Genomic DNA, 25,742 nt, shown 5'->3' with positions numbered 1-25,742 from the left:
CCAGCTCGGGTGGAAGATCCTTTTTTTGCACTAAACTAAATCAACTGATTTTTTCCCCCAAGCGTTGTTTCTTTTTCACCCGGCCCGCGCCCCCCCCCCCGCCCGCCCCCCCCCCCCACCACTTCCTCATCCGGATGCGCCCCGTGGCCGTCGCGACGGTGGTCAACGAGGCGAACGAGGTCCTCCTGCTGTGGCGGCACCGCTTCATCACCGACAGCTGGGGCTGGGAGCTCGCGGCCGGCGTCGTCGAGGACGGCGAGGACCTCGCGGCGGCCGCGGCCAGGGAACTGGAGGAGGAGACCGGCTGGCGTCCGGGCCCGCTGCGCCACCTCCTGAGCGTGGAGCCGTCCAACGGGCTCACCGACGCCCGGCACCACGTCTACTGGGCCGACGAGGGCGAGTACGTCGGACACCCCGTGGACGACTTCGAGTCGGACCGCCGCGAGTGGGTGCCCCTCAAACTCGTCCCCGACCTGATCGCCCGCGGGGAGGTCCCGGCCGCCGGCATGGCGGCCGCGCTGCTCCTCCTGCACCACCTGCGGCTCGGCCAGGACACCGTGACGTGACCCCCGGCACGGCCCCGGCGTGACCGGCCGCGCATGATGCCCGGCGGAGGTGTTCCGGCCCGTCCCGCGGGCAGGCGTGGAGGGTGTGTGAGAATCCGCGGGCCCGGTGTGCGTACGGTGTGGGAATGCCACGGGCCCGGCGCCGTGCCGGGTGCCGGGTCCGTACAGTGGGCGCTCACCACGGCCGCCCGGGGCACGGGGCGGCCGGTGGCCGGGGCCGACGAGGTCCGCTGTTCCGCGGCGGCGCCCTTCGGGCCGGATCGCGTGGACCTCTCCTTCCGGGGCGACGGTGCGCCGTCTCCCGTGGGGAGAGGACGGCGCCCGCGGCCGACGGCACAGAACCGGATGAGAACATGCAGGGACGTGGACGCCCCATGAGCGCTCTGCGCCTCCCCGCCCGGGACTGCCGTGACACCGTCACTGTTGCCCCCGGGGGCAACAGCACGATGGTTTTCCCTTCCGGGTGTTCCATGCGGTCCGGTCGCCGGCCGTGGTGCCGTGAGTTGCCATCTTCCCGTGCGACACCGTTCTGGAGAGCTGAGTGCGAATAAGGAAAACGGCCGAGTGGAAAGCGGGCGGCGGGCCCCGGCCCCCCGAGGCCCGGCAAGGACGCGGCGGGGAACGGCTCTACGTCCTGGACGGACTGAGGCTTCTCGCGGCCCTCATGGTCGTTCTCTACCACTACGTCGCGTTCGGCGGGGGGTGGGACGACTCGCAGGAACAGCTCTTCCCCGTCCTCTTCGGGCCGTCCGCCTACGGATGGCTCGGCGTCGACCTGTTCTTCATGATCAGCGGGTTCGTCATCTGCATGAGCTCCTGGGGACGCACCCTCTCCCACTTCTTCGTCTCACGCGTGATCCGGCTCTATCCCGCCTACTGGTTCGGCATCATCGTGACCACCGTCGTGGTGTTCCTCATGCCCGGCGGCATCGCCCCGCTGCCGTGGCGCGACGTACTGGTCAACATGACCATGCTGCAGCGGCCCATGGGGATCGACGACGTCGAGGGCGTCTACTGGACCCTCTGGGCGGAACTGCGGTTCTACCTGCTCTTCGCCCTCGTCGTGTGGCGGGGGGTCACCTACCGGCGCGTGGTCGCCTTCTGCTGTGTCTGGGCGACCGCCGCGACACTGGCGATGCGCAGCGGCCCCAACCCGGTCAGCGACCTGCTGATGGCGCAGGACTGCTGGTTCTTCATCGCCGGTCTGGCCTTCTACCTGATGTACCGCTTCGGGCAGAACCTCCTGCTGTGGGGGATGATCGCCTTCTGCTTCGTCATGGGCAACCACACAGCGCTGCCCACCTGGCGCGGGACGCTGGAGCGCGTCGGTGACGATGTCCCCGGCTGGGGGGTGACGGCCGTGATCGCGGCCTTCTTCCTCGTCATGGCGGGAGTCGCCCTGGGCCGGTTCCGCCGGATCGGCTGGACCTGGCTGACCACGGCGGGTGCGCTCACCTACCCCCTCTACCTCCTGCACGAGTCCATCGGCTGGGAGGTGTTCGCCCGGCTCCAGTACACGGTCGATCCACGGGTCCTTCTGGGAGCGACGGTGGCGGGGATGCTTCTGCTCTCCTACCTGGTGCACAAGTGGGTGGAAAAGCCGCTGTCCAGGCGTCTCAAGGTCGCCCTGACCAGAGCCTTCGAACAGGTCAGGACCGAGGGGGCCACGGACCGGGACCGCACACCGGCTCGCGGCGTGCTCCTGTCCCCGGAGCCCGGCCGCCCGAGCGCCGAACCGCTCGCCCAGGCCCGCGGCACCACCGGACTCCAGACGACAGGAGCCGCGTCCCGCGGCCCGTCCGACGGCCGGTGAGCCGAGGCGCGAAGCGCCGCGGTGGCCCATGGGCCACCGCATGCCGAAGCGGCCCCGCCCTCCCGGGAGAGCGGGGCCGCCGTCGTCGGCCGATCAGCCGTAGGTGTAGAACCCCGAGCCGGTCTTGCGGCCGAGCCGGCCCGCGTCGACCATGCGCTGGAGCAGCGGGGGAGCGGCGTACAGCGGCTCCTTGTACTCCTCGTACATGGAGTAGGCGACCGAGGCGACGGTGTCCAGGCCGATCAGGTCGGACAGCTTGAGCGGTCCCATCGGGTGGGCGCAGCCCATCTCCATGCCGTTGTCGATGTCCTCGCGGCTGGCGATGCCCGACTCGAACATCCGGATCGCGGACAGCAGGTAGGGGATCAGCAGCGCGTTGACCACGAAGCCGGAGCGGTCCTGGGCGCGGATGGCGTGCTTGCCGAGCGCCTTCTCCGCGAAGAGCTGCGCCCGGCTGAGCGTGCCCTCGGAGGTGGTGAGCGCCGGGATCAGCTCGACGAGCTGCTGCACCGGGGCCGGGTTGAAGAAATGGATGCCGATGACGTGGTCGGGCCGCGAGGTGGCGACCGCCAGCTTCACCAGCGGGATCGAGGAGGTGTTGGAGGCCAGGATCGCGTCCGGCCGGGTCACGACCTGGTCGAGCACCTGGAAGATCTCGGTCTTGACCTGCTCGTTCTCGACGACGGCCTCGATGACGAGGTCACGGTCGGCGAATTCGCCCAGGTCGGTGGTGAAGCTCAGGCGCGCCTGCGTCGCCGCCAGCTCCTCCTCGGTGATCTTGCCGCGCCCGGCGGCCTTGGAGAGGGAGTTGAACAGCCGGGTCCGGCCGATCTCCAGGGCCTCGCCGGTGGTCTCGGCGACCTTCACCTCCAGGCCGGATCGGGCGCAGACCTCGGCGATGCCCGCCCCCATCTGACCGCAGCCCACCACGCCGACGCGTGCGATATCTCCCGAGATGCCGGTCACATCGTCCCTTTCGCTGACTTCACGGTGAGGCAGGCCCGCCGGGATCCCCGGCTCCTGCTCCGATCGAGCACGTTACCCCCGGAGTGCCGCCGATCCCTCTTCCGGGTCGGGCATGCTGAGGTCCCGTGGACGATCCGTGACCGTGCGGATCCGCAGAGTTCTGGAGGTCTTGCCATGGGCGGTGTCTCGCGACGCGCCTTCGCGGTGGCCGCGTTGTCGGCGCTGACGACGGTCCCCGCGGCGTCGGCGGCTCCCGCGCCACCGGCGCCGGAGGGCCGGGGAGGGGGCCGGGGCGGCGCCGCCGTCACCGGGATGCGGGGAATGTGGCTGGCCACGGTGGGCAACCGCGACTGGCCCACCCGGGCGGGCCTGCGGGCGTCGGAGCAGCGCGCGGAACTGATCGGGCATCTCGACACCGCGGTCCGGCACCGCCTCAACACCGTGTTCTTCCAGGTGCGGCCCACGGCCGACGCGCTGTGGCCGTCGGCGTACGAGCCCTGGTCGCAGTACCTGTCCGGCAGCCAGGGCCGGGACCCCGGGTGGGACCCGCTGGGGACGGCCGTGGAGGAGGCGCACGCCCGGGGCCTGGAGCTGCACGCCTGGTTCAACCCGTACCGCGTCGCCCTGCACGACGACCCGTCGCGCCTGGTGGCCTCGCACCCCGCCCGCAGGAACCCCGGCTGGGTGGTGCCGTACGGCGGGAAGCTCTACTACGATCCGGGGCTGCCCGAGGTCCGGGCCTTCGTGCAGGACGCGATGCTCGACGCGGTGCGGAAGTACCCCGTCGACGGCGTCCACTTCGACGACTACTTCTACCCGTACCCGGTGGCGGGGCAGAGCTTCGACGACGCCGCCACCTACCGCGCCCACGGCGCCGGCTTCTCCGGCCGGGCCGCCTGGCGGCGGGACAACATCGACCGGCTGGTGCGGGAGACGGCGGCCCGTGTGAAGCGGACCCGGCCCACCGCCCGCTTCGGGGTCAGCCCCTTCGGCGTGTGGCGCAACGCGGCCACCGACGCGCGCGGCTCGCGGACCACCGCCGGCGTGCAGACCTACGACGACCTGTACGCGGACACCCGCAAGTGGGTCCGCGAGGGCTGGCTCGACTACATCGTGCCGCAGCTGTACTGGCACATCGGCCAGAGCGCCGCCGACTACGCGGTGCTGCTGCCCTGGTGGGCAAAGGTGGCCCGGGGCAGCCGCACCCGGCTGTATGTGGGGGAGGCGCTCTACAAGGCCGGTGACCGGGCACAGGCGGCCGCGTGGCAGGACGCGGGGGAGCTGTCGCGGCACCTCGCGCTGGCCGGTGACCATCCGGAGGTGCGCGGGCACGTCTTCTTCGCCGCGAAGGACGTGGCCGACGACCGGATCGGCGCGATGGCGCGGGTGACCGCCGACCACTACCGGCAGCCCGCGGCCACCCCGCGCTGAGCCACGCCCGGCTCTCCCGCCGGGCTGCACCCGGCTCTCCCGCCGGACTGGAGCCGGGTCTTCCGCCGGGCCGGACCCGGGTTCCTCCGCCGTGCTAGATCCGCATCTCCCCGCCGGACCGTGTCTGCGTCTCCCTGTGCCGGATCTCGGAGTCGGGGCCGGGCGAGCACACCGCCTCGCGCCCGTCCTCGAACCGGACCCGGTACGGGGGAGAACCCTTGTCGCCCATCACTTCGACTATCTCGGCGACCTTGTCGTGTTCGCCGACCACCCGGCCGTGCTGCACCAGCTGGTCGCCCTTCGTCGCGTGCATCCGTGAGGCCTCCTCACATCCGTGCCGCTCAGCCCCGGGCCCGCTGCGTGACCGCGATGCACACCAGCACCGCCGCCGCCGTCAGCGGAGCGGCCACCGTCAGGCGCTCACCCAGGAGAAGTACCGACCACACCAGTGTGAGCAGCGGCTGGGCCAGCTGCAACTGGCTGGCCTTCGGTACGCCGATGGCCGCCATGCCCCGGTACCAGACGACCAGGCCGAGGAACTGCGAGCCCGCCGCCACCCACAGCAGCCCGGTCACACTGTGCGCGGTCAGACGCACGGGCTCGTACGCCAGTGCCAGCGCCGCGGCGGGCACGGTGAGCGGCAGGCACAGCACCAGCGCCCAGCCGATGACCTGCCAGCCCGGCATCACCCGGGCCAGCCGGCCGCCCTCGGCGTAACCGGCCGCGCACACCAGCAGCGCGCCGAAGAGATACGCGTCGGCCGTCGTCAGGGCGCCGCCGCTCTGCTGCACGGTGAACGCCACCACCGCCGCCGCGCCCGCCAGCGCCGCGATCCAGAAGGCGCGCGAGGGACGGTTGCCGGTCCGCAGCGCGGACAGCACGGCGGTGGTCAGCGGGAGCAGGCCGACCACGACGGCCGCGTGCGCGGTGGTCGAGGTCTGCAGCGCGAGCGTGGTCAGCAGGGGGAAGCCCAGGACCACCCCGGCGGCGACCACCGCGAGGCCCGGCCAGTGCCGCCCGGCGGGCACCGGAACCCTCAGCGCCAGCAGGCACCCTCCGGCGATCACGGCGGCGAGGACGCTGCGCACGGCGACCAGCGACCAGGGGCCGAAGCCCTCCAGACCCCACGCGGTGGCGGGGAAGGTGAGCGAGAAGGCGACGACGCCGAGCGCCGCCGACAGGGCCCCGGCGGTCGCTCCGTCGGATGCCGTTCCCGGGACGTCGACCGCTATCTTCGTGGGGGCGGTAGCGCTACTCTGTGCTCTCATGCATGAGCGTAGCAGTGTCACTGATCTGGCGAACCGGTTGCGGGGGGAGCTCGACCGCTACTCGCCCGGTGGAAAGCTGCCGTCGAGTCGTGCCCTCGTCGACCGCTTCCGGGTGAGCCCGGTGACCGTCTCCCGCGCTCTGGCGCAGCTGGCCGCCGAGGGGCTCGTGGTGACCCGGCCCGGCGCGGGCGCCTTCCGGGCCCCGGCGCGGCCCGTCCCGGCCCCCGCCGGGGACACCTCCTGGCAGGAGGTCGCGCTCAGCGCCGACAGCGCCGCCGACCTCGTGCCGCGCTCGGTGGACGCCTCGGGCGTCCTGGTCTCGCTGGCCGCGCCGCCGCCCGGTGTCGTCGAGTTCAACGGCGGCTACCTGCATCCCTCCCTCCAGCCGGAGCGGGCGATGGCGGCGGCCCTGTCCCGGGCCGGCCGCCGTCCCGGCGCCTGGGGGCGGCCCCCGATGGAAGGACTCCCCGAGCTGCGGGAGTGGTTCGCCCGCAGCATCGGCGGAACGGTCACGGCCGCCGAGGTGCTCGTCACCTCCGGCGGGCAGTCGGCGCTGACCACCGCCCTGCGCGCCCTCGCCCCGCCCGGCGCGCCCGTCCTCGTCGAGTCCCCGACCTACCCGGGCATGCTGGCCATCGCCCGGGCGGCCGGCCTGCGCCCGGTGCCGGTCCCCGTCGACACCGACGGAGTGCGGCCGGCCCTGCTCGCCGACGCCTTCCGCGCCACCGGCGCCCGCGTCTTCGTCTGCCAGCCCCTCTTCCAGAACCCGACCGGTGCCGTACTCGCCCCCGAACGGCGCGGCGAGGTGCTGCGCATCGCCCGCGAGGCCGGCGCCTTCGTCGTCGAGGACGACTTCGTACGGCGGCTCGTGCACGAGGACGCGGGTCCCCTGCCGCGCCCGCTGGCCGCCGACGATCCCGACGGCGTCGTCGTCCACGTCTGCTCGCTGACCAAGGCGACCTCGCCCAGCTTCCGGGTGAGCGCCCTGGCCGCGCGCGGTCCCGTGCTGGAGCGGCTGCGGGCCATCCAGGTCGTCGACACCTTCTTCGTGCCCCGGCCCCTGCAGGAGGCGGCGCTCGAACTCGTCGGCTCTCCCGCCTGGCCGCGCCATCTGCGCGCGGTCTCCACCGAGCTGAAGGCCCGCCGCGACGCGATGACGTCCGCGCTGCGCCTGCACCTGCCCGAGTTCGCGCCGGCTCACATCCCGACCGGCGGCTACCACCTGTGGCCGAGGCTGCCCGACGGCACGGAGGAGTCCGCGCTGACCGCCGCCGCCCTGCGCGCGGGCGTCGCGATCACGCCGGGGCGCCCCTACTTCAGCGCCGAACCCCCGGCCCCCCACCTGCGGCTGAGCTTCGCCGCGGTGGCCGGGACGGACGAGATCGCGCAGGGGGTGCGGCGGCTGAGCACGGCCTGGGCCGAGGTGCGGGAGCGGACGGGGGCCCGCGGCTGAACCGGCCGGCGCCCCGCCCGGCCGCACGACGTGCCCGCCGGGCCGGCGGCGCGCGGCCCGGTCCGGACGAAAGACCCTAGCCCTCGCGCACGTGGTCGGTGGTCAGCAGCAGGTCCTTGGCCGGGCCGGTCACGCGCCACACCGTCCGCCAGCGGTCCGCGTCCCGGACGGTGAACTCGCCGCGGTAGAGGTCCGCGGCGCAGGGATGGCCGGCGGCATGGCGTCCCGACGTCAGGTCCAGGTGGTGGAAGGGGCGGCCGTCCGCGAAGCGCACCTCGGCCGTGCCCGGCGCCTCGCCCGGCTCGTAGCGCAGGGTCCGCTCGGCGGGGCGTGTCACGCCGTGCCAGGTGAACAGGCCGGACTCGTGGCCGCGCAGGCCGCCGCCCTCCCCTGGCTCGAACACGGTCGTCCCCTCGAAGCGGCCGGTGTCGCCGCTCGCGAGGTCATGCGCCGTCCGCTCCGTGCGCCACCGCCCCGCCAGATACTCCAGTACGTCCGGTACCGGCCAGAACTCGCCCATCCCGTACCGCTCTTCCGTTCCACGGATTGTTGCGCGACCCATTGACGCGCACCTGTCCCCTCCCTATGTTGCCGTTCGAAGTGCTGATCGCCATCCGATATTTCGAACGACCCCTAGTGAGAGCCGCGGAGTATCCATGTCACGCACCCGCCTGAGACTCGGTCTCGGCGCCACCGCTCTTCTGACCGCCACGGCCTTGCTGCCGTCCTCCGCCCACGCGGAGGCGGTCGCCGACTACACGATCACCGTCGACCCGTCCGCCACGGGTGCCGCGATCGACGACACGATGTACGGCGTCTTCTACGAGGACATCAACCGTGCCGCCGACGGCGGTCTGTACGCCGAGCTGGTCCAGAACCGGTCCTTCGAGTACTCCACCGCCGACAACGGCTCGTACACGCCGCTCACCTCCTGGTCGGTCGACGGCACGGCCGAGGTCGTGAACGACGCCGGACGGCTGAACGAGCGCAACCGCAACTACCTCTCCCTCGGCGCCGGTTCGTCGGTCACCAACGCCGGCTACAACACCGGCATCCGCGTCGAGAAGGGCAAGAGGTACGACTTCTCGGTGTGGGCCCGTGCCGAGAGCGGCACCACCCTCACCGTCTCCCTGCGGGACAGCGCGGGCACGCTGGCGAAGGTGCGGCAGGTGGCCGCCAAGGGGAAGTGGCGCAAGTACACCGCCACCTTCACCGCGACCCGCACCAGCAACCGCGGCCGCCTCGCCGTCGCCACCACCGCGCCCGCCGCCCTCGACATGGTGTCCCTCTTCCCCCGCGACACCTACAAGGGCCAGTCCAACGGCCTGCGCAAGGACCTCGCCGAGAAGATCGAGGCCCTGAACCCCGGCTTCCTGCGCTTCCCCGGCGGCTGCCTGGTCAACACCGGTTCCATGAAGGACTACAGCGCCGAGTCCAACTGGGAGCGCAAGCGTGCCTACCAGTGGAAGGACACCATCGGCCCCGTCGAGGAGCGCGCCACCAACGCCAACTTCTGGGGCTACAACCAGAGCTACGGCCTCGGCTACTACGAATACTTCCGCTTCGCCGAGGACATCGGCGCGATGCCCCTGCCCGTCGTGCCCGCGCTGGTCACCGGCTGCGGCCAGAACAAGGCCGTCGTCGACGACGCGCTGCTGAAGCGGCACATCCAGGACACCCTGGACCTCATCGAGTTCGCCAACGGCCCCGCCACCTCCACCTGGGGCAAGAAGCGCGCGCAGATGGGCCACCCCAAGCCCTTCGGCCTCACCCACATCGGCGTCGGCAACGAGGAGAACCTGCCCCGGGAGTTCATGGAGCGCTTCAAGGAGTTCCGCGCCGCCATCGAGGCGAAGTACCCGGACATCACGGTCATCTCCAACTCGGGTCCGGACGACACCGGCGCCGTCTTCGACACCGCCTGGCAGCTCAACCGCGAGGCCGGCGTCGACATGGTCGACGAGCACTACTACAACAGCCCGCAGTGGTTCCTCCAGAACAACGACCGCTACGACTCCTACGACCGCAAGGGCCCCAAGGTCTTCCTCGGCGAGTACGCCTCCCAGGGCAACGCCTGGAAGAACGCCCTGTCCGAGGCCGCCTTCATGACCGGCCTGGAGCGCAACGCCGACATCGTCAAGCTCGCCTCCTACGCCCCGCTGCTCGCCAACGAGGACTACGTGCAGTGGAGCCCGGACATGATCTGGTTCAACAACCGGGCCTCCTGGAACTCGGCCAACTACGAGGTCCAGAAGCTGTTCATGAACAACACCGGTGACCGCGTCGTTCCGTCCGAGGCCACCGGGACGCCCGACATCAGCGGCCCCATCACCGGCGCCGTCGGCCTGTCCACGTGGGCGACCAGCGCGGCCTACGACGACGTGAAGGTCACCTCCGCCGACGGTAAGACCCTGCTGTCCGACGACTTCTCCGGCGACGCCTCGCAGTGGAAGCACAGCGGCGCCGGGAGCTGGACCGTCCAGGACGGCCAGTACGTCCAGACCGACGCCGCCGCCGAGAACACCCTGGTCACCGCCGGTGACCCGGCCTGGCAGAACTACGACCTGCACGTGAAGGCCACCAAGAAGTCCGGCAAGGAGGGCTTCCTCGTCGCCTTCGGCGTCAAGGACACCGGCAACTACTACTGGTGGAACCTGGGCGGCTGGAACAACACCCAGTCCGCCGTCGAGCAGGCCTCGGACGGCGGCAAGTCGACGATCCTGTCGAAGGCCGGCTCGATCGAGACGGGCCGCGCCTACGACATCGACATCAAGGTCCGCGGCCGCCAGGTCACCCTCTACCTCGACGGCAAGGAGTGGGGCAGCTTCACCGACGACAAGCCGGCCGAGCCGTTCCGCCAGATCGTCACCGAGGACGAGCGGACCGGCGAGCTGATCGTCAAGGTCGTCAACGCCCAGGACAAGGCGGCCCGCACCGCCGTCGACCTCGGCGGGGCCAAGGTCGCCTCCAAGGCGCGGGTCACCACCCTCGCCGCCGACCAGGACGCCGTGAACACCGAGACGGACACCCCGGTGACCCCGGTGACGTCCACCTTCTCGGGAGTGGCGGGCAAGTTCACGTACACCTTCCCGGCGAACTCCGTCACCTTCCTCAGGATCAAGCAGAGGTAGTCCTCCGGGCCCTTTCGGCCCTTCGGGTTCCTCCCGGTCCTTCCGGAGCGTGGGCCGCTGTCCGAGCGACAGCGGCCCACGCTCATGTGCGTTCCGGGGCATGCCCTTCCCACGCGGCCCCGGCGGCACATGACGGCGATTCAATTGGTCCCCGGATCACTTGCGCGTCGGCTCGCGTTTCCCTGACGGAAACAGGCCGCTGGTGAGAATGCTGCTGCGCATTCGCATTCGCGGCACCCGTTCCGGGCGACGGCACAGCCATCGGGAAGCAGGCCGTCCAGGTCGGCGAATCAGCAACGCGCGGGGAGTGACCTCCCCTCCCCCCGACGAGACGCCGTACGTCCCGAACATTCCTGGGAGCCTGCCGAAAATGGATCGTCCAAGCCTGCCGAGGGCCGTTCTCGGAGCCGTCCGGCGACGAGCGGACGGGGACGAGGGCGGGGGCGCCCCCGACGGCGGTCCGGCCTCCATACCCTGGTGGCGGCGGCCCGGACAGTCCGCCGCCCTGCTGGCCGCGCTGCTCACCGCCACCGCCTTCTGCGCGGCCGACGCCGTCGCCGGCAGCTTCCCCTTCGGCTCCCGCACCCGCAGCGTCAACGACCTGGGCAACCAGTACGTGCCCTTCCACGCCCACCTGTGGGACCTGCTGCACGGACGCGCCGACGGCGGCCTGCTGGTCAACTGGCAGTCCGGGTACGGCTCCAGCTTCCTGCCCGACCTCGGCACGTACCTCAGCAGCCCCTTCGCCCCGCTGGTCGCGCTCTTCCCGCGCGACGAGATCGACCTCGCGGTCTACACCGTCACCGTGCTGAAGACCATGGCGGCCGGCGCCGCCATGGCCTGGCTGCTGCTCCGCCTGCGCCCGGGCCGCTGGTGGGCGGCGGGGCTGCTGGGCGCCGCCTACGCCCTGTGCGGTTGGTCCCTGGCGGACGCCTCCTACAACCCGATGTGGCTGGACGGCCTCGTCGCGCTGCCCCTGCTCTGCATGGTCGGCGAATGGGCGCTGACCGGGCGGCGCCGGCTGCTCGGCGTGGTGATCGTGGCGCTCGCCTGGATCGCCAACTTCTACACCGCCTACATGGCCACCCTCGGCGCCGGCCTGGTGCTGCTGCTGCGGCTGTGGCTCGGCGGGCTGCCGCGCGGACGCGCCCTGGCCGCCACGGGCCGGGCCACCGTCACCGTCGTCCTCGGCGTGGGCCTGTCCGCGCCGCTGGTGGCGGTGGTCTACCTCGGCACCAAGCACGCCTACCCGGGCCGGGTCACCCACTTCTCACCGGTGCCCGCCGAGGACATTCTGGCCCGCCTGCTGCCCACGACGTACGGCTTCGGCAGCCCCGCCCTCTTCGTGGGCACCACGGCGCTGCTGCTCGCCCTCGCGCTGCCCTTCCACCGGGCGGCCCCGGCGCGGGTGCGCGCCGGCTGGCCCCTGCTGGTGGCCGCCGTGACGCTGTCCCTGCAGTGGACGCCGACCCACCTGGCCTGGCACGCCTTCGCCACCCCGAACGGCAGCTCCTACCGCCAGGCCTTCGTCCTCTGCGCGCTGCTGGTGATCGCGGCCTGGCACACCCTCTCGTACGGCACCCCGGGGCCCCGCGCACTGGGCGCGGCGGGCGCGCTGTTCGCCCTGATCGCCGCCGGCGCGAGCGGCAGCGGCCTGGTGCGTTCCTTCGCCTGGCCGGTGCTGCTCCTGGCCGCGGCGGGCTCCCTCGGCGGCCTGCTGCTGCTCGGCCGCCTGGAGCGGACGGCGGCCGCCTCCGGGGACGCTCAGCCGGCCTCCGGTGACGGACAGCCGGCCTCCCACGGCACCCGGTCGGCCCCCGGCGGCGGGAAACCGTCTCCCAAGGAGCCCCGTCCGGCCGCCCCCGACGCACTCCCGTCCGCCACCGGCCCGCGCCCGCCCGCCGGCGTGCGGCCGGACGGCCGGAAACGGCGGCGCACCGTCCTCGTGGGTCTCGCCGCGGCGCTGCTCGCCGGGGTCCAGGTGGTGGAGGCCACCGCCACCTCCGCCGCGGCGACCCGGCTGCGGCTCGCCCACCTGGACGACTACGCGCCCTGGGGAGCGCGGCAGGAGCGGCAGGCGGACGCGATCGCGCGGGCCGAGGACTGGCCCCGCCACCGCACCGACCCCGGCCGGGAGCAGACCGTGGGCAACGACCCGATGCTGGTGGGCGGCCAGGGGGCCCAGTACTACAGCAGCCTCACCGCCGACGTCCTCAGCCGCATGCTCACCGCCCTGGGCGGCGGCTACACCTCCCGCGGCCGGAACGTGCAGAGCCTGGACAACGCCGTCACGGACGCGATCTTCTCCGTGGGCGCCCGCGTCCACTCCCCGCCCGACCAGCACCAGCGCTGGAACCCGCGCGACCGCAGCCCGCTGACCGTGTCCCGCCAGGACGTCCCCGCGCTGGTGACCGTACGGCCGCCCGGCACGACGGGGGACGCGCGCAAGGGCGTCACCGCCTTCGGGCCGTCGCCGTACCGCAACCAGGAGCTGGTGCTCGGCGCCGGCGTCTACACCGTGCCGCGCCTCACCGTGCGCACATCCGCCGGGAAGCAGCCGGACCGCAGCACCGACGCGGCCCGCCCCGGCCTGCGCCTCGGCGTCGCCCGCCGCACCGGCCGGGAGGGCCCCGCGCCGAAGCCGTCGGTCACCGCCCGGTGCCCGGCCGGCAGCGAGGTCCACCTGTGGGCGCCGCACTTCTCCGGCACCGCCCGGCTCGCCGACGCCCCGGCGGGCGGGACGGGGAAGGGCACCGCCCACGGCCCGACCGGGCGGTTCACGTCCGACGCGGCCAAGACCGCCGCCATGCAGCGGCTCGGCCGGGTCCCGGCCTCCGGACAGGTGCGGATCGAGCTGACCCCCACCAGGACCGGCGTCGTCCCGGACGGCGCGGTCGGCTGCCTGGACACCGCCCGGCTGCGCGCCGCCGTCGAGCACCTCGAGGCCACCGGCGCGAGCGAGGTGACCGTCTCCGACGGCACGCTGCACGCCCGGCTCCCGGCCGGCAGCACCGGCACCGCCGTCGTCGCCGCCCCCCGGATCGCCGGCTGGCGGTGCGCCACGGGCAACGGCTCCGCCGTCCCCGCCGAGCAGTACTACGGCCTGATCGCCGTCCCCCTGGACGGTTCGTCGACCAGCCTCACCTGCACGTTCCGCCCGCCGGGCCTGCGGCTGGGCGTCGCCGTCGGCGGTGCCTCGCTCCTGGCCCTGGCACTGCTGGGAGCCCTCGGCGCCGTCCGCCGCCGGAGGACCGCCGGCACCACCCGTCCCGTCCCGCCCCGCACACCCACACGTCCGCGCGAGCGCACGACCAGCGCTCTCTGACCGCGCCCCCCGGGGGAGAACCATGCTCATCTCGATCGTCGCGCCCTGCTACAACGAGGAAGACGTCGTCGAACGCTTCCACGAGGCGGTCCAGAAGGTCGCCGAGGACCTCCTGCCGCTCGGCCACGACATGGAGTTCGTGTACGTCGACGACGGCAGCCGCGACCGCACGCTGGCACTGCTCCAGCAACTGGCCGCCTCCGACGCGCGCGTGCGCTACGTCTCCTTCAGCCGCAACTTCGGCAAGGAGGCCGCCCTGCTCGCCGGCCTGCGCCACGCCTCGGGGGACTGCGTGGTCGTCATGGACGCCGATCTCCAGCACCCGCCGGAGCTGATCCGGCGCATGGTCGAGCTGCACGCCGAGGGCTACGACCAGGTGCTGGCCCGGCGCAGCAGGAACGGCGACCGGATCACCCGCACCGTCACCGCCCGCCTGTACTACCGGCTCGTCAACCGGCTCGTCGACGTGGAACTCAAGGACGGCGTGGGCGACTTCCGGCTGCTGTCGCGGCGCGTGGTGGACGCGGTGCTGGCGCTGACCGAGTACAACCGCTTCTCCAAGGGCCTGTTCGCCTGGGTGGGCTTCCCCACCACCACCTTCGAGTACGAGAACGCCGTGCGCGAGCACGGCAGCAGTTCCTGGACCCTGAAGTCCCTGCTCAACTACGGTCTCGACGGACTGCTCTCGTTCAACAACAGGCCGCTGCGCGCCGCCCTCCACCTGGGCATGTGGCTGCTGCTGTGCGCCGGGGTGTACACGGCGTGGATCGTCGGCGCCGCCCTCGTCAACGGCGTGCAGACCCCCGGCTATGTCACGATCATCACGGCCGTCACCGCGCTGGCCGGCGTACAGATGGTCATGCTCGGCGTCATAGGGGAGTACACGGGCCGGATCTACTACGAGGTGAAGGGCCGCCCGCACTTCCTGGTGAAGGAGAGCAACATCGAGCGAACGAAGGACCTCATACCCTGATGCGCAATCCGATGGCGAGGCAGATCGTCACCTTCGCCGTGGTCGGCGTTCTCAACACGGCGACGTACTACCTGCTCTATCTGCTGTTCCTCACGCGCATGCCGTATCTCCTCGCCCATGTGCTCGCCTTTCTCCTCAGCATGGTCGGCTCCTTCTTCCTGAACGCGCGTTTCACCTACCGGACCCGGCCGACCTGGCGGAAATTCCTGCTGTTCCCGCTGACGAACGCCGCCAATTTCGTGATCACCACGGCGGGTGTGTACCTGATCGTCGACGTGCTGCACGCGGGGAGCCGGTTCGCCCCGCTGCTCGCGTCCGCGGCGGCGATCCCCGTCACCTTCGTCGTCTCCCGCTGGATCATGCTGCCGAAGGCGAACCCCGCCTAGGATTGCATAAACGTGCATCCATACGTATAGTCATGCCATCAAGGAGGAGGGCTCATGGCTGTACGTGTGGCGATCGCCGGTGCCAGCGGATACGCGGGCGGAGAAGCGCTGCGTCTGCTGCTCGCGCACCCCGAGGTGGAGATCGGTGCCCTGACCGGCAACTCCAACGCCGGTCAGCGGCTCGGCGCGCTCCAGCCGCACCTGCTGCCGCTGGCGGACCGGGTGCTCGAGGAGACCACCCCCGAGGTGCTCGCCGGGCACGACGTCGTCCTCCTCGCACTGCCGCACGGGCAGTCCGCGGCCGTCGCCGAACGGCTCGGCCCCGACGTCCTCGTCATCGACATGGGCGCCGACTTCCGGCTGAAGAACCCGGCCGACTGGGAGAGGTTCTACGGCTCCCCGCACGCCGGCACCTGGCCCTACGGCCTCCCCGAACTCCCGGGCTGCCGCGCCGCGCTGGAGGGGACCAGGCGCATCGCGGTGCCCGGCTGCTATCCGACCGCCGTGACGCTGGCGCTCTTCCCGGCGTACGCCGCCGGCCTCGCCGAGCCCGAGGCGGTGATCGTCGCCGCCTCCGGCACCTCCGGCGCGGGCAAGGCGGCCAAGCCCCACCTGCTGGGCAGCGAGGTCATGGGCTCCATGTCCCCGTACGGCGTCGGCGGCGGCCACCGGCACACCCCCGAGATGATCCAGAACCTCGGCGCGGTCGCCGGGGAGCCGGTCTCCGTCTCCTTCACGCCGACCCTCGCGCCGATGCCCCGCGGCATCCTCGCCACGTGCAGCGCGAAGGCGAAGGACGGCGCGAGCGCCGAGTCCGTCCGCGCCGCCTACGAGAAGGCCTTCGCCGACGAGCCCTTCGTGCACCTGCTCCCCGAGGGCCGATGGCCCGCGACCGCCTCCGTCTACGGCTCGAACGCCGTCCAGGTGCAGGTCGCGTACGACGCCGCCGCGGGCCGCGTCGTCGCCATCAGTGCCATCGACAACCTGACCAAGGGCACCGCGGGCGGTGCCGTCCAGAGCATGAACATCGCCCTCGGTCTCGACGAGACCACCGGACTGACGACGATCGGAGTCGCGCCGTGAGTGTGACGGCAGCAAAGGGGTTCACGGCGGCGGGCATCGCCGCCGGGATCAAGGAGAACGGCAACCCCGACCTGGCCCTCGTGGTCAACACCGGCCCCCGGCGCTTCGCCGCCGGCGTCTTCACCTCCAACCGCGTCAAGGCCGCGCCGGTGCTGTGGTCCGAGCAGGTGCTGAAGAGCGGTGAGCTGACCGCCGTCGTCCTCAACTCCGGCGGCGCCAACGCCTGCACCGGCCCCAAGGGCTTCCAGGACACCCACGCCACCGCGGAGAAGGCGGCCGAGGTGCTCGGGATCGGCGCGGGCGAGGTCGCCGTCTGCTCGACCGGGCTCATCGGCGTTCTCCTCCCCATGGACAAGCTGCTCCCCGGTGTCGAGAAGGCGGCCGGGCAGCTGTCCGAGCACGGCGGCGAGAAGGCGGCCATCGCCATCAAGACCACCGACACCGTCCACAAGACCTCCGTCGTGACGAAGGACGGCTGGACCGTCGGCGGCATGGCCAAGGGCGCCGGCATGCTCGCCCCCGGACTCGCCACCATGCTCGTCGTCCTCACCACCGACGCCGACCTCGACAGCGCGACCCTGGACAAGGCCCTGCGCGCCGCCACCCGCGTCACCTTCGACCGGGTCGACTCCGACGGCTGCATGTCCACCAACGACACCGTGCTGCTGCTCGCCTCCGGCGCCTCCGGCGTCGCCCCCGAGTACGCCGAGTTCGCCGAGGCCGTCCGCACCGTCTGCGACGACCTCGGCCAGCAGCTCGTCCGGGACGCCGAGGGCGCCAGCAAGGACATCAGGATCGAGGTCGTCAACGCCGCGACCGAGGACGACGCCGTCCAGGTGGGCCGCACCATCGCCCGCAACAACCTCCTCAAGTGCGCCATCCACGGCGAGGACCCCAACTGGGGCCGCGTCCTGTCCGCGATCGGCACCACCGACGCCGCCTTCGAGCCCGACCGCCTCAACGTCGCCATCAACGGCGTCTGGGTCTGCAAGAACGGCGGCGTCGGCGAGGACCGCGAGAAGGTCGACATGCGCTACCGCGAGGTCCACATCGTCGCCGACCTCGCCGCCGGCGACGCCACGGCCACGATCTGGACCAACGACCTCACCGCCGACTACGTCCACGAGAACAGCGCGTACAGCTCATGAGCACTCCGACGCGGAAGCACACCGCGCTCCCCAAGGCACAGATCCTCATCGAGGCGCTGCCCTGGCTGACCCGGCACAACGGCAGGACCGTCGTCATCAAGTTCGGCGGCAACGCCATGGTCGACGAGGACCTGAAGGCCGCGTTCGCCCAGGACGTCGTCTTCCTGCGCCAGGCCGGCCTCAAGCCCGTCGTCGTGCACGGCGGCGGCCCCCAGATCAGCAGGGCGCTCGACAGGGCCGGCATCGTCAGCGAGTTCAAGGCCGGTCTGCGCGTCACCACCGAGGACGCCATGGACGTCGTACGGATGGTGCTGGCCGGGCAGGTGCAGCGCGAACTGGTCGGGCTGCTCAACCAGCACGGCCCGCTCGCCGTCGGCCTCACCGGCGAGGACGCCCACACCATCACCGCCACCAGGCACCGGCCGGAGATCGACGGCGAACCGGTCGACATCGGCCGGGTCGGCGAGATCACCCGGATCGACACCGGCGCCATCGAGGCCCTGCTCGCCGACGGCCGCATCCCGGTCGTCTCCTCGATCGCCCGTTCCCAGGACGACGGACATGTCTACAACGTCAATGCTGATACGGCGGCTGCGGCACTCGCTGCGGCGCTCGGCGCCGAGACTCTCATGGTCCTCACCGACGTCGAGGGCCTCTACGAGGACTGGCCGGAATCCGACGAGGTGATCAGCCGCCTCACCGCGTCCGAGCTCGAGAAACTGCTGCCCGAGCTGTCCAGCGGCATGGTGCCGAAGATGGAGGGCTGCCTGCACGCCGTGCGGGGCGGCGTCACCACCGCACGCGTCATCGACGGCCGGGTCCCGCACTCGATCCTGCTGGAGATCTTCACCGACGAGGGCATCGGCACCATGGTCGTGCCGGACGAACAGGGGGAGTCGTGAGCAACGAGGAACTGACCGCGCGGTGGCGGGGCGCGCTCATGGACAACTACGGCACGCCCCGCCTGCCCCTGGTGCGCGGCGAGGGCTCCCGGCTCTGGGACGCCGACGGCAACGAGTACCTCGACTTCGTCGGCGGCATCGCCGTCAACGCCCTCGGCCACGCCCACCCGGCGGTCGTCGACGCGGTGAGCCGGCAGATCGCCTCCCTGGGCCACGTCTCCAACCTGTTCGCCGCCGAGCCGCCCGTCGCCCTCGCCGAACGCCTGCTCCAGCACTTCGGCCGCGACGGCAGGGTCTTCTTCTGCAACTCCGGCGCCGAGGCCAACGAGGGCGCCTTCAAGATCGGCCGGCTGACCGGGCGGCCGCACATGGTCGCCACCGACGGCGGCTTCCACGGCCGCACCATGGGCGCCCTGGCGCTGACCGGCCAGCCCGGCAAGCAGCAGCCCTTCCTGCCGCTGCCCGGCGACGTCACCCACGTCCCGTACGGCGACGCGCAGGCGCTGGCCGCCGCGGTCACCGAGGAGACCGCGCTGGTGATCATCGAGCCGATCCAGGGCGAGAACGGCGTCGTCGTCCCGCCGCCGGGCTACCTCAAGGCGGCGCGGGCCATCACCGCGGCCACCGGCGCCCTGCTGGTGCTGGACGAGGTGCAGACCGGCATCGGCAGGACCGGCCACTGGTTCGCGTACCAGGCCCACGAGGGCGTCCTGCCGGACGTGGTCACCCTCGCCAAGGGCCTCGGCGGCGGGCTGCCGCTCGGCGCGACCGTCGCCTTCGGCCGGGCCGCCGGCCTGCTCAAGCCCGGCCAGCACGGCACGACCTTCGGCGGCAACCCCGTCGCCTGCGCCGCCGGACTCGCCGTCCTCGACACCGTCGCGGACGAGGGACTGCTGGACAACGTCAAGCGGCAGGGCGAGAGGATCCGCGACGGGATCGAGGCCCTCGGCCACCCGCTGGCCGCCCGCGTCCGGGGCGCCGGACTGCTCCTGGGTATCGTGCTCACGGAGCCGCTCGCGCCTCAGGTGCAACAGGCGGCTCAGGACGCCGGGATCCTCGTGAACGCGCCCGCACCCGATGTCGTACGGCTGATGCCCGCGCTGAATCTCGGCGACGACGCGGTGGACGCGTTCCTCGGGGCACTGCCCGGCGTGCTCGACCGGGCCCACGGGGCCCACGGGGACGGACGATCCGGAGAATGAGACGACGATGAGCCAGGCGCAGGAGCACGAGCAGACCGGTGGGCCTGCCGTACCGCAGACCCGCACCGCACGCCACCGCCGGATCGTGGACATCCTCAACCGGCAGGCGGTGCGCTCGCAGAGCCAGCTGGCGAAGCTGCTCGCCGACGACGGGCTGACCGTCACGCAGGCGACGCTCTCCCGGGATCTGGACGAGCTGAACGCGGTGAAGATCCGCAACACCGACGGCGACCTCATCTACGCGGTGCCCAGCGAGGGCGGTTTCCGCACCCCGCGGGCGCCGCTCGGGGAGTCGGCGAAGGAGGAGCGGATGCGGCGGCTCTCCGCGGAGCTGCTGATCTCCGCGGAGGCGTCGGCGAACCTCGTGGTCCTGCGGACCCCGCCGGGGGCGGCGCAGTTCCTCGCCTCGGCGATCGACCAGGCGGAACTGCACGACATCCTGGGCACGATCGCCGGCGACGACACGCTGCTGCTGATCAGCAGGGAGCCGACGGGCGGGCAGGCGCTGGCGGACCACCTGCTGCGGCTGGCGCAGAACGGGCACTGAGCGCACCGCGGGGCTCCGTGCCGGGGCGGATCAGAGCGTGGGGGACGGGGGCAGCGGCAGCGGCAGCCCGGGGAGGCCGTCCAGACTCGTCGCGATGTGCTCCTTCTTGGTGAAGTACGCGTCGAGCGAGGCGTCGTCCTCGCGCGCGAACCGCTTGCCGTGCAGGTCCCGGTCGTCCTCGTACGTCATGAGGGGGACGCCGAAGCCGCAGGTGTCGCGGACGAGTTCGGCGGTCACGACGATGACCGCGCGCAGTCCGTGCGGGCGGGCGTCGATGCCGGGGAAGCGGGCCAGCAGTCCGGGGAAGCGCGGGTCGTCGCGGAAGACGGGCTCCCCGCGCCCGTGCACCCGGACGATGTTCGGCGGGCCCTGGAAGGCGCACCACATGAGGGTGATCCGCCCGTTCTCCCGCAGGTGGGCGATGGTCTCGGCGTTGGAGCCGGCGAAGTCGAGGTAGGCCACGGTGTGTTCGTCGAGCACGGCGAAGGAACCCGTGAGTCCCTTGGGGGAGAGGTTGACCGTGCCGTCGGCGGCCAGCGGGGCGGTGGCGGTGAAGAAGAGGGGCTGTGCCTCGATGAAGGCGCGGAGCCGGCCGTCTATGCGGTCATAAGTCTTTCCCATGTCTAACGATTATGGGGACATGAGCGCGACGCGTCCCGGACATCCGCAAGATTGACGAATCATGCATAGTTCTGCATACTCATGCAGGCCAGTGACTGCACGGTGAGGAGCGACACGAGTGAGCAGCAACAGCGGTGACGTACGGCTCTGGGGCGGCCGTTTCGCCGACGGTCCCGCCGAGGCCCTGGCGAAACTGTCCGCGTCCGTCCACTTCGACTGGCGGCTCGCCCCCTACGACATCGCCGGCTCCCGCGCCCACGCCCGCGTGCTGCACAAGGCGGGCCTGCTCACCGAGGACGAGCTGACCCGCATGATCGACGGGCTCGACCGGCTGGAGGCGGACGTCGCCGACGGCACCTTCACCGGCACCCTCGCCGACGAGGACGTCCACACCGCCCTGGAGCGGGGACTGCTGGAGCGCCTCGGCCCGGACCTCGGCGGCAAGCTGCGCGCCGGCCGGTCCCGCAACGACCAGGTGGCCACCCTCTTCCGGATGTACCTGCGGGACCACGCCCGCATCGTCGGCGGCCTGATCGCCGACCTCCAGGACGCCCTGATCGGCCTCGCCGAGGCCCACCCGGACGTGGCGATGCCCGGCCGCACCCACCTCCAGCACGCCCAGCCGGTGCTCTTCGCCCACCACGTCCTCGCCCACGTCCAGGCGCTGTCCCGGGACGCGGAGCGGCTGCGCCAGTGGGACGAGCGCACGGCCGTCTCGCCGTACGGCTCCGGCGCCCTCGCGGGCTCCTCCCTGGGACTGGACCCGGAGGCGGTCGCCGCGGACCTCGGCTTCGAGCGCGGCAGCGCCGGCAACTCCATCGACGGCACGGCCTCCCGCGACTTCGTCGCCGAGTTCGCCTTCATCACCGCGATGATCGGCGTGAACGTCTCCCGGATCGCCGAGGAGATCATCATCTGGAACACGAAGGAGTTCTCCTTCGTCACCCTGCACGACGCCTTCTCCACCGGCTCGTCGATCATGCCGCAGAAGAAGAACCCGGACATCGCCGAGCTGGCCCGCGGCAAGTCCGGCCGCCTCATCGGCAACCTCACCGGCCTGATGGCCACCCTCAAGGCCCTCCCGCTCGCGTACAACCGCGACCTCCAGGAGGACAAGGAGCCGGTCTTCGACTCCATCGACCAGCTGGAGGTCCTGCTCCCCGCCTTCACCGGCATGATGGCCACCCTCACCGTGCACCGCGAGCGCATGGAGGAGTTGGCCCCGGCCGGCTTCTCGCTCGCCACGGACATCGCCGAGTGGCTGGTCCGGCAGGGCGTCCCCTTCCGGGTCGCGCACGAGGTGGCCGGCGAGTGCGTCAAGGTCGCCGAGGCCGAGGGCAAGGAGCTGGACGAGCTGACCGACGAGCAGTTCGCGAAGATCTCCGAGCACCTCACCCCCAAGGTCCGCTCCGTCCTCGACGTCCCCGGGGCCCTCGCCTCGCGCAACGGCCGCGGCGGTACGGCGCCCGGTGCCGTCGCCGTCCAGCTCGCCGAGGTGAAGGCGGACGTGGCCGCCCAGCACGCGTGGGCGGACGCCAGGAAGTAGCAGCCGGTGTGGCCGGAGGGCATCGCGGTTACGTTGGTCGGCAGGAGCACGAGCCCGACCGAACGGAGCACGCGATGCCCTTCGCCCGTCTCGCCGCCGCGACGACGCCCACCTGTCACATGGGCCTGGGCCTCGCCGCCGTCGGCCGCCCCGGCTACATCAATCTCGGCAGAGAGCGCGACCTCGGCGAGGACCGCGGCGTCGAGGCGCTGCGCCGGCGCACCCACGACCTCCTCGACGCCGCCTACGCGCAGGGCGTGCGCTACTTCGACGCGGCCCGCTCCTACGGGCGGGCGGAGGAGTTCCTGGCCGCCTGGCTGCGCGAGCGCCCCGACGCCGCCGACGTGGTCGTCGGCAGCAAGTGGGGCTACACCTACACCGCCGGCTGGTCCGCCGACGCCGAGCGGCACGAGGTCAAGGACCACAGCGCCGCCGCCTACGAGCGCCAGCGCGCCGAGACCGACGCCCTCCTCGGCGACCGGCTCGACCTCTACCAGATCCACTCCCTCACTCCCGACAGCCCCGCCCTCACCGACAAGGAGCTGCACGCGAAGCTCGCCGAGGCCGCCGCGCGGGGCGTCACCGTCGGCTTCTCCACCAGCGGCCCCGCCCAGGCCGACACCGTCCGCGCGGCCCTCGCCGTGACCGTCGACGGCGAGCCCCTCTTCCGCACCGTCCAGTCCACGTACAACGTGCTGGAGACCTCCGCCGGGCCCGCGCTGGCCGAGGCGCACGAGGCGGGGCTCACCGTGATCGTCAAGGAGGGCATGGCCAACGGGCGCCTCGCCGAGCCGCACGCGCCGGAGGCCCTGCGGGCCGTGGCCGAGGAGACGGCTCTCGGCTGCGACGCGGTCGCCCTCGCGCTGGTCCTGCGGCAGCCCTGGGCCGGCGTGGTCCTCTCCGGCGCCGCGACCGTGACCCAGCTCGGCTCCAACCTGCACGCCGCCGTCGCCGACCTCGACGACGACCAGGTGGCCCGCCTCGCCGGCCTCGCCGAGGAGCCGCGCGCCTACTGGGAGCGGCGCGGGCAACTGCCCTGGCACTGAAGCGGCCCCGTGCGCGACCGATGACCGACGAGAAGCGAGTGGTGAGACGCACAAGCCCACGTTGAGACATGAATGTCTCACCTGGGTTATCGTTGTCTCATGGCCGTCGATCGAGAACAGGTACTGCGCAGCGCCGCGGCCCTGCTGACCCGCAGAGCCACCGCGACCATGGACGAGGTCGCGAGGGCGGCCGGGATCAGCCGGGCCACGCTGCACCGGCACTTCGCCGGACGGGACGCCCTCGTCCGGGCACTGGAGGAACTCGGCATCGCCGAGTGCGAGGCGGCCCTGGAGGCCGCCCGCCCGGACGACGGGCCCGCGGCCGGGGCGGTACGCCGGATCGTGCGCGAGTTCGAACCCGTCGCGGGGCTGCTGGCCTTCCTCTACACGGAGAACCAGCTGTTCGAGGGTGAGCAGCAGAACGAGGGCTGGACCCGCATCGACGCCCGGCTCACCGAGCTGTTCCGCCGGGGGCAGCAGAACGGCGAGTTCCGCATCGACCTCACCCCGGCCTGGCTCACCGAGGCGCTCTACGGCCTGCTGGCCTCCGGCGCCTGGGCGGTGACCGAGGGCCGCGTGGCCCGCAACGACCTCACCCACATGATCGTCGAGCTGCTGCTCGGCGGCGCACTTCGGAGAGAGTGAACCATGACCCGCACCCTGCGGTCGGCGCAGCCGGCCGAGGCGGTGAAGCGTCCCGGCCGCTGGCTGGCGCTGTCGGTCCTCGTGCTGGCCGTCCTGCTGGTGGCCGTCGACTCGACCGTCCTCGGTCTCGCGACCCCCTACATCAGCGAGGACCTCGCCCCGTCCGGCACCCAGCTGCTGTGGATCGGCGACGTCTACTCCTTCGTCATCGCCGGTCTGCTGGTCTCCATGGGCAGCCTCGGCGACCGCATCGGACGCAAGCGGATCCTGCTCCTGGGTGCCACGGCGTTCGGCGCGATCTCCGTGCTCAACGCCTACGCGCACACGCCCGGGGTGCTGATCGTCGCCCGGGCCCTGCTCGGTGTCGCCGGCGCCACGCTGATGCCCGCCACCCTCGCCCTGATCCGCAACCTCTTCCACGACCCGCGCGAACGCAGCCTCGCCGTCGGCATCTGGGGCGCCACCGCCTCCGCCGGCATGGCGGTCGGCCCGATCGTGGGCGGATTCCTGCTGGAGCACTTCTGGTGGGGCTCGGTCTTCCTGATCAACCTGCCCGTCATGGCCGTCCTGGTCCTCGTCGGCATCAAGCTGCTCCCCGAGTCCCGCAACCCCGACCCCGGCCCGTGGGACCTGACCAGCGTCCTCCTCTCCCTGGCCGGCATGGTCGGCGTCGTCTACGCGGTCAAGGAGGCCGCCGCGCACGGCTTCGCGTGGGCCACGCTCGCGGCCGGCCTGGTGGGCGCCGCCGCGCTGTACGCCTTCGTCCGCCGCCAGCTGACGATGCCGGTCCCGCTGCTCGACATGCGGCTGTTCCGCAGCCGCGGCTTCAGCGGCGCGGTGCTGGCCGACCTGCTGACCGTCCTCGGCCTGTCCGGACTGGTCTTCTTCCTCTCCCAGTTCCTGCAGCTCGTGCAGGGCAGGCAGCCGCTCGAGGCGGGCCTCGCCGAACTGCCCGCCGCGATCGGCGCGGTGGTGGCCGGCCTGCTCGCGGGCCGCGCGGCCCGGCGTTTCTCGGTGCGTGCCGTCGTCTCCGGCGGGCTCGCCGCCGTCGGTCTCGCGCTCGGCGCGCTGACCTTCCTCGGCCAGCACACCGGCTACCCGCTGCTCGGCACGGCCCTGCTGGTGGTCGGCGTCGGCGCCGGGTTCTCGTTCACCGTCACCGCCGACGTGATCCTCTCCAGCGTGCCCGGGGAACAGGCCGGTGCCGCCTCCGCGGTCTCCGAGACGGCCTACGAACTCGGCGCCGCCCTCGGCATCGCGCTCCTCGGCTCCATCGTGACCGGCGTCTACCGGGACTTCACCGGCCCGGCCGGCACCCCGGCGGCGGCCCACGAGTCGCTCGGCGGCGCGGTGGAGGCCGCCTCCGGGATGCCCGCGCACACGGCCGGCGCCATGCTGGACGCCGCCCGCCGGTCCTTCGTGGACGGGCTGACGCTCGCCTCGGGAATCGGCTCCGCGGTGCTGCTGGCCGCCGCCGTCGCGGCCTGGTTCCTGCTGCGCGGCCAGCGTCTGGAGGACGGGGTCGAGCACCCGTAGGACGCGGGACGACGACGGGGGCGGGGCCCCCGCGCGGGGGGCCCCCCCCCCCCCGGGCGGCGGCGGTAGGGCCGGGGGCCCCCCCCGGAGCCATGCGGGGGGGAATGTGCCCGGACTACAGGCCGGGCCCGCCCCGAACCGCGGGCCAACCGGG

Annotated in this window: 21 protein-coding genes and 1 pseudogene; 17 read left to right on the top strand and 5 right to left on the bottom strand. The window is 72.4% G+C overall.

The window, feature by feature from the left end:
• Positions 1–113 precede the first annotated feature (113 nt).
• Both ACFYOJ_RS10160 and ACFYOJ_RS10155 read left to right on the top strand, forming a co-directional pair.
• Positions 114–566 (top strand): annotated as a pseudogene (locus tag ACFYOJ_RS10160) (NUDIX domain-containing protein); the annotation flags it as partial.
• A 541-nt stretch (positions 567–1,107) separates the two neighbouring features.
• Positions 1,108–2,379, top strand: a complete 1,272-nt coding sequence (locus tag ACFYOJ_RS10155) for an acyltransferase (protein WP_356553895.1) — start codon at positions 1,108–1,110, stop codon at positions 2,377–2,379.
• Positions 2,380–2,472: 93 nt separating this feature from the next.
• Here ACFYOJ_RS10155 and ACFYOJ_RS10150 read toward each other — a convergent pair whose 3' ends face one another.
• Positions 2,473–3,345 carry a 3-hydroxybutyryl-CoA dehydrogenase gene (locus tag ACFYOJ_RS10150; protein WP_356553896.1) on the bottom strand — a complete coding sequence of 291 codons (873 nt, stop codon included), beginning with the start codon at positions 3,343–3,345 and terminating at the stop codon, positions 2,473–2,475.
• A gap of 174 nt (positions 3,346–3,519) precedes the next feature.
• Between ACFYOJ_RS10150 and ACFYOJ_RS10145 the strand changes: the two genes are divergently transcribed.
• On the top strand, positions 3,520–4,776 hold the full coding sequence (locus ACFYOJ_RS10145) for a family 10 glycosylhydrolase (RefSeq protein ID WP_356553897.1): 1,257 nt from the start codon (positions 3,520–3,522) through the stop codon (positions 4,774–4,776).
• Positions 4,777–4,870: 94 nt separating this feature from the next.
• Here ACFYOJ_RS10145 and ACFYOJ_RS10140 read toward each other — a convergent pair whose 3' ends face one another.
• Together ACFYOJ_RS10140 and ACFYOJ_RS10135 are read right to left on the bottom strand one after the other, a co-directional pair.
• Positions 4,871–5,089 (bottom strand): DUF1918 domain-containing protein, encoded by a 219-nt coding sequence (locus ACFYOJ_RS10140; protein WP_356553898.1) that lies wholly within the window; start codon positions 5,087–5,089, stop codon positions 4,871–4,873.
• A 28-nt stretch (positions 5,090–5,117) separates the two neighbouring features.
• The gene (locus ACFYOJ_RS10135; RefSeq protein ID WP_356553900.1) at positions 5,118–6,044 is read right to left on the bottom strand and encodes a DMT family transporter; all 927 of its coding nucleotides are present in this window, start codon (positions 6,042–6,044) and stop codon (positions 5,118–5,120) included.
• Between ACFYOJ_RS10135 and ACFYOJ_RS10130 the strand changes: the two genes are divergently transcribed.
• Positions 6,043–7,497: a PLP-dependent aminotransferase family protein gene (locus ACFYOJ_RS10130; RefSeq protein WP_356553901.1), complete on the top strand. Its 1,455-nt coding sequence runs from the start codon at positions 6,043–6,045 to the stop codon at positions 7,495–7,497. The genes ACFYOJ_RS10135 and ACFYOJ_RS10130 overlap by 2 nt on opposite strands.
• A gap of 76 nt (positions 7,498–7,573) precedes the next feature.
• Here ACFYOJ_RS10130 and ACFYOJ_RS10125 read toward each other — a convergent pair whose 3' ends face one another.
• Positions 7,574–8,017: a DUF6314 family protein gene (locus tag ACFYOJ_RS10125; RefSeq protein WP_356553903.1), complete on the bottom strand. Its 444-nt coding sequence runs from the start codon at positions 8,015–8,017 to the stop codon at positions 7,574–7,576.
• A 136-nt stretch (positions 8,018–8,153) separates the two neighbouring features.
• Between ACFYOJ_RS10125 and ACFYOJ_RS10120 the strand changes: the two genes are divergently transcribed.
• The 9 genes from ACFYOJ_RS10120 to ACFYOJ_RS10080 all read left to right on the top strand — a co-directional run bounded on the left by ACFYOJ_RS10120 (position 8,154) and on the right by ACFYOJ_RS10080 (position 20,194).
• Entirely contained in the window at positions 8,154–10,628 is a 2,475-nt protein-coding gene (locus ACFYOJ_RS10120) for an alpha-L-arabinofuranosidase C-terminal domain-containing protein (protein WP_356553904.1), read from the top strand.
• A 370-nt stretch (positions 10,629–10,998) separates the two neighbouring features.
• Entirely contained in the window at positions 10,999–13,953 is a 2,955-nt protein-coding gene (locus ACFYOJ_RS10115) for a YfhO family protein (protein WP_356553906.1), read from the top strand.
• Between the two features lie 22 nt (positions 13,954–13,975).
• Positions 13,976–14,926, top strand: a complete 951-nt coding sequence (locus ACFYOJ_RS10110; RefSeq protein WP_356553907.1) for a glycosyltransferase family 2 protein — start codon at positions 13,976–13,978, stop codon at positions 14,924–14,926.
• Positions 14,927–14,937: 11 nt separating this feature from the next.
• Complete coding sequence (locus ACFYOJ_RS10105; protein WP_388596516.1) at positions 14,938–15,312, top strand: GtrA family protein; 375 nt, start codon at positions 14,938–14,940, stop codon at positions 15,310–15,312.
• Between the two features lie 54 nt (positions 15,313–15,366).
• A complete protein-coding gene (argC, locus tag ACFYOJ_RS10100; protein WP_356553911.1) occupies positions 15,367–16,395 on the top strand; it encodes an N-acetyl-gamma-glutamyl-phosphate reductase in 1,029 nt (342 codons plus the stop codon).
• Complete coding sequence (gene argJ / locus ACFYOJ_RS10095) at positions 16,392–17,543, top strand: bifunctional glutamate N-acetyltransferase/amino-acid acetyltransferase ArgJ (protein WP_356553913.1); 1,152 nt, start codon at positions 16,392–16,394, stop codon at positions 17,541–17,543. The genes argC and argJ overlap by 4 nt, the downstream gene beginning before the upstream one ends.
• Positions 17,540–18,445 carry an acetylglutamate kinase gene (gene argB / locus ACFYOJ_RS10090; RefSeq protein WP_356553915.1) on the top strand — a complete coding sequence of 302 codons (906 nt, stop codon included), beginning with the start codon at positions 17,540–17,542 and terminating at the stop codon, positions 18,443–18,445. Before argJ ends, argB begins: the two co-directional genes overlap by 4 nt.
• A complete protein-coding gene (locus tag ACFYOJ_RS10085) occupies positions 18,442–19,647 on the top strand; it encodes an acetylornithine transaminase (protein ID WP_356553917.1) in 1,206 nt (401 codons plus the stop codon). Before argB ends, ACFYOJ_RS10085 begins: the two co-directional genes overlap by 4 nt.
• Before the next feature lie 7 nt (positions 19,648–19,654).
• Positions 19,655–20,194 (top strand): arginine repressor, encoded by a 540-nt coding sequence (locus tag ACFYOJ_RS10080; RefSeq protein WP_356553918.1) that lies wholly within the window; start codon positions 19,655–19,657, stop codon positions 20,192–20,194.
• A gap of 30 nt (positions 20,195–20,224) precedes the next feature.
• On the opposite strand, the gene ACFYOJ_RS10075 is transcribed toward ACFYOJ_RS10080, so the two are convergent.
• Positions 20,225–20,815 carry a pyridoxamine 5'-phosphate oxidase family protein gene (locus ACFYOJ_RS10075; protein ID WP_356553919.1) on the bottom strand — a complete coding sequence of 197 codons (591 nt, stop codon included), beginning with the start codon at positions 20,813–20,815 and terminating at the stop codon, positions 20,225–20,227.
• Between the two features lie 118 nt (positions 20,816–20,933).
• On the opposite strand from ACFYOJ_RS10075, the gene argH reads away from it, so the two are divergent.
• The 4 genes from argH to ACFYOJ_RS10055 all read left to right on the top strand — a co-directional run bounded on the left by argH (position 20,934) and on the right by ACFYOJ_RS10055 (position 25,588).
• Positions 20,934–22,361: an argininosuccinate lyase gene (gene argH, locus ACFYOJ_RS10070; RefSeq protein WP_356553921.1), complete on the top strand. Its 1,428-nt coding sequence runs from the start codon at positions 20,934–20,936 to the stop codon at positions 22,359–22,361.
• 74 nt (positions 22,362–22,435) lie between these two features.
• Positions 22,436–23,407: an aldo/keto reductase gene (locus ACFYOJ_RS10065; protein WP_356553923.1), complete on the top strand. Its 972-nt coding sequence runs from the start codon at positions 22,436–22,438 to the stop codon at positions 23,405–23,407.
• A gap of 99 nt (positions 23,408–23,506) precedes the next feature.
• Positions 23,507–24,052, top strand: coding sequence for a helix-turn-helix domain-containing protein (locus ACFYOJ_RS10060; protein WP_356553925.1), 546 nt, complete (start codon positions 23,507–23,509; stop codon positions 24,050–24,052).
• 3 nt (positions 24,053–24,055) lie between these two features.
• Positions 24,056–25,588: an MFS transporter gene (locus ACFYOJ_RS10055; RefSeq protein WP_356553927.1), complete on the top strand. Its 1,533-nt coding sequence runs from the start codon at positions 24,056–24,058 to the stop codon at positions 25,586–25,588.
• Positions 25,589–25,742 lie beyond the last annotated feature (154 nt).

The organism is Streptomyces sp. NPDC006384 (genome assembly GCF_042870695.1).
Taxonomy (GTDB): Bacteria; Actinomycetota; Actinomycetes; order Streptomycetales; family Streptomycetaceae; genus Streptomyces.
The sequence above is the reverse complement of the archived record's forward strand: the minus strand, read 5'-3'. Positions and strand labels throughout refer to the sequence as shown.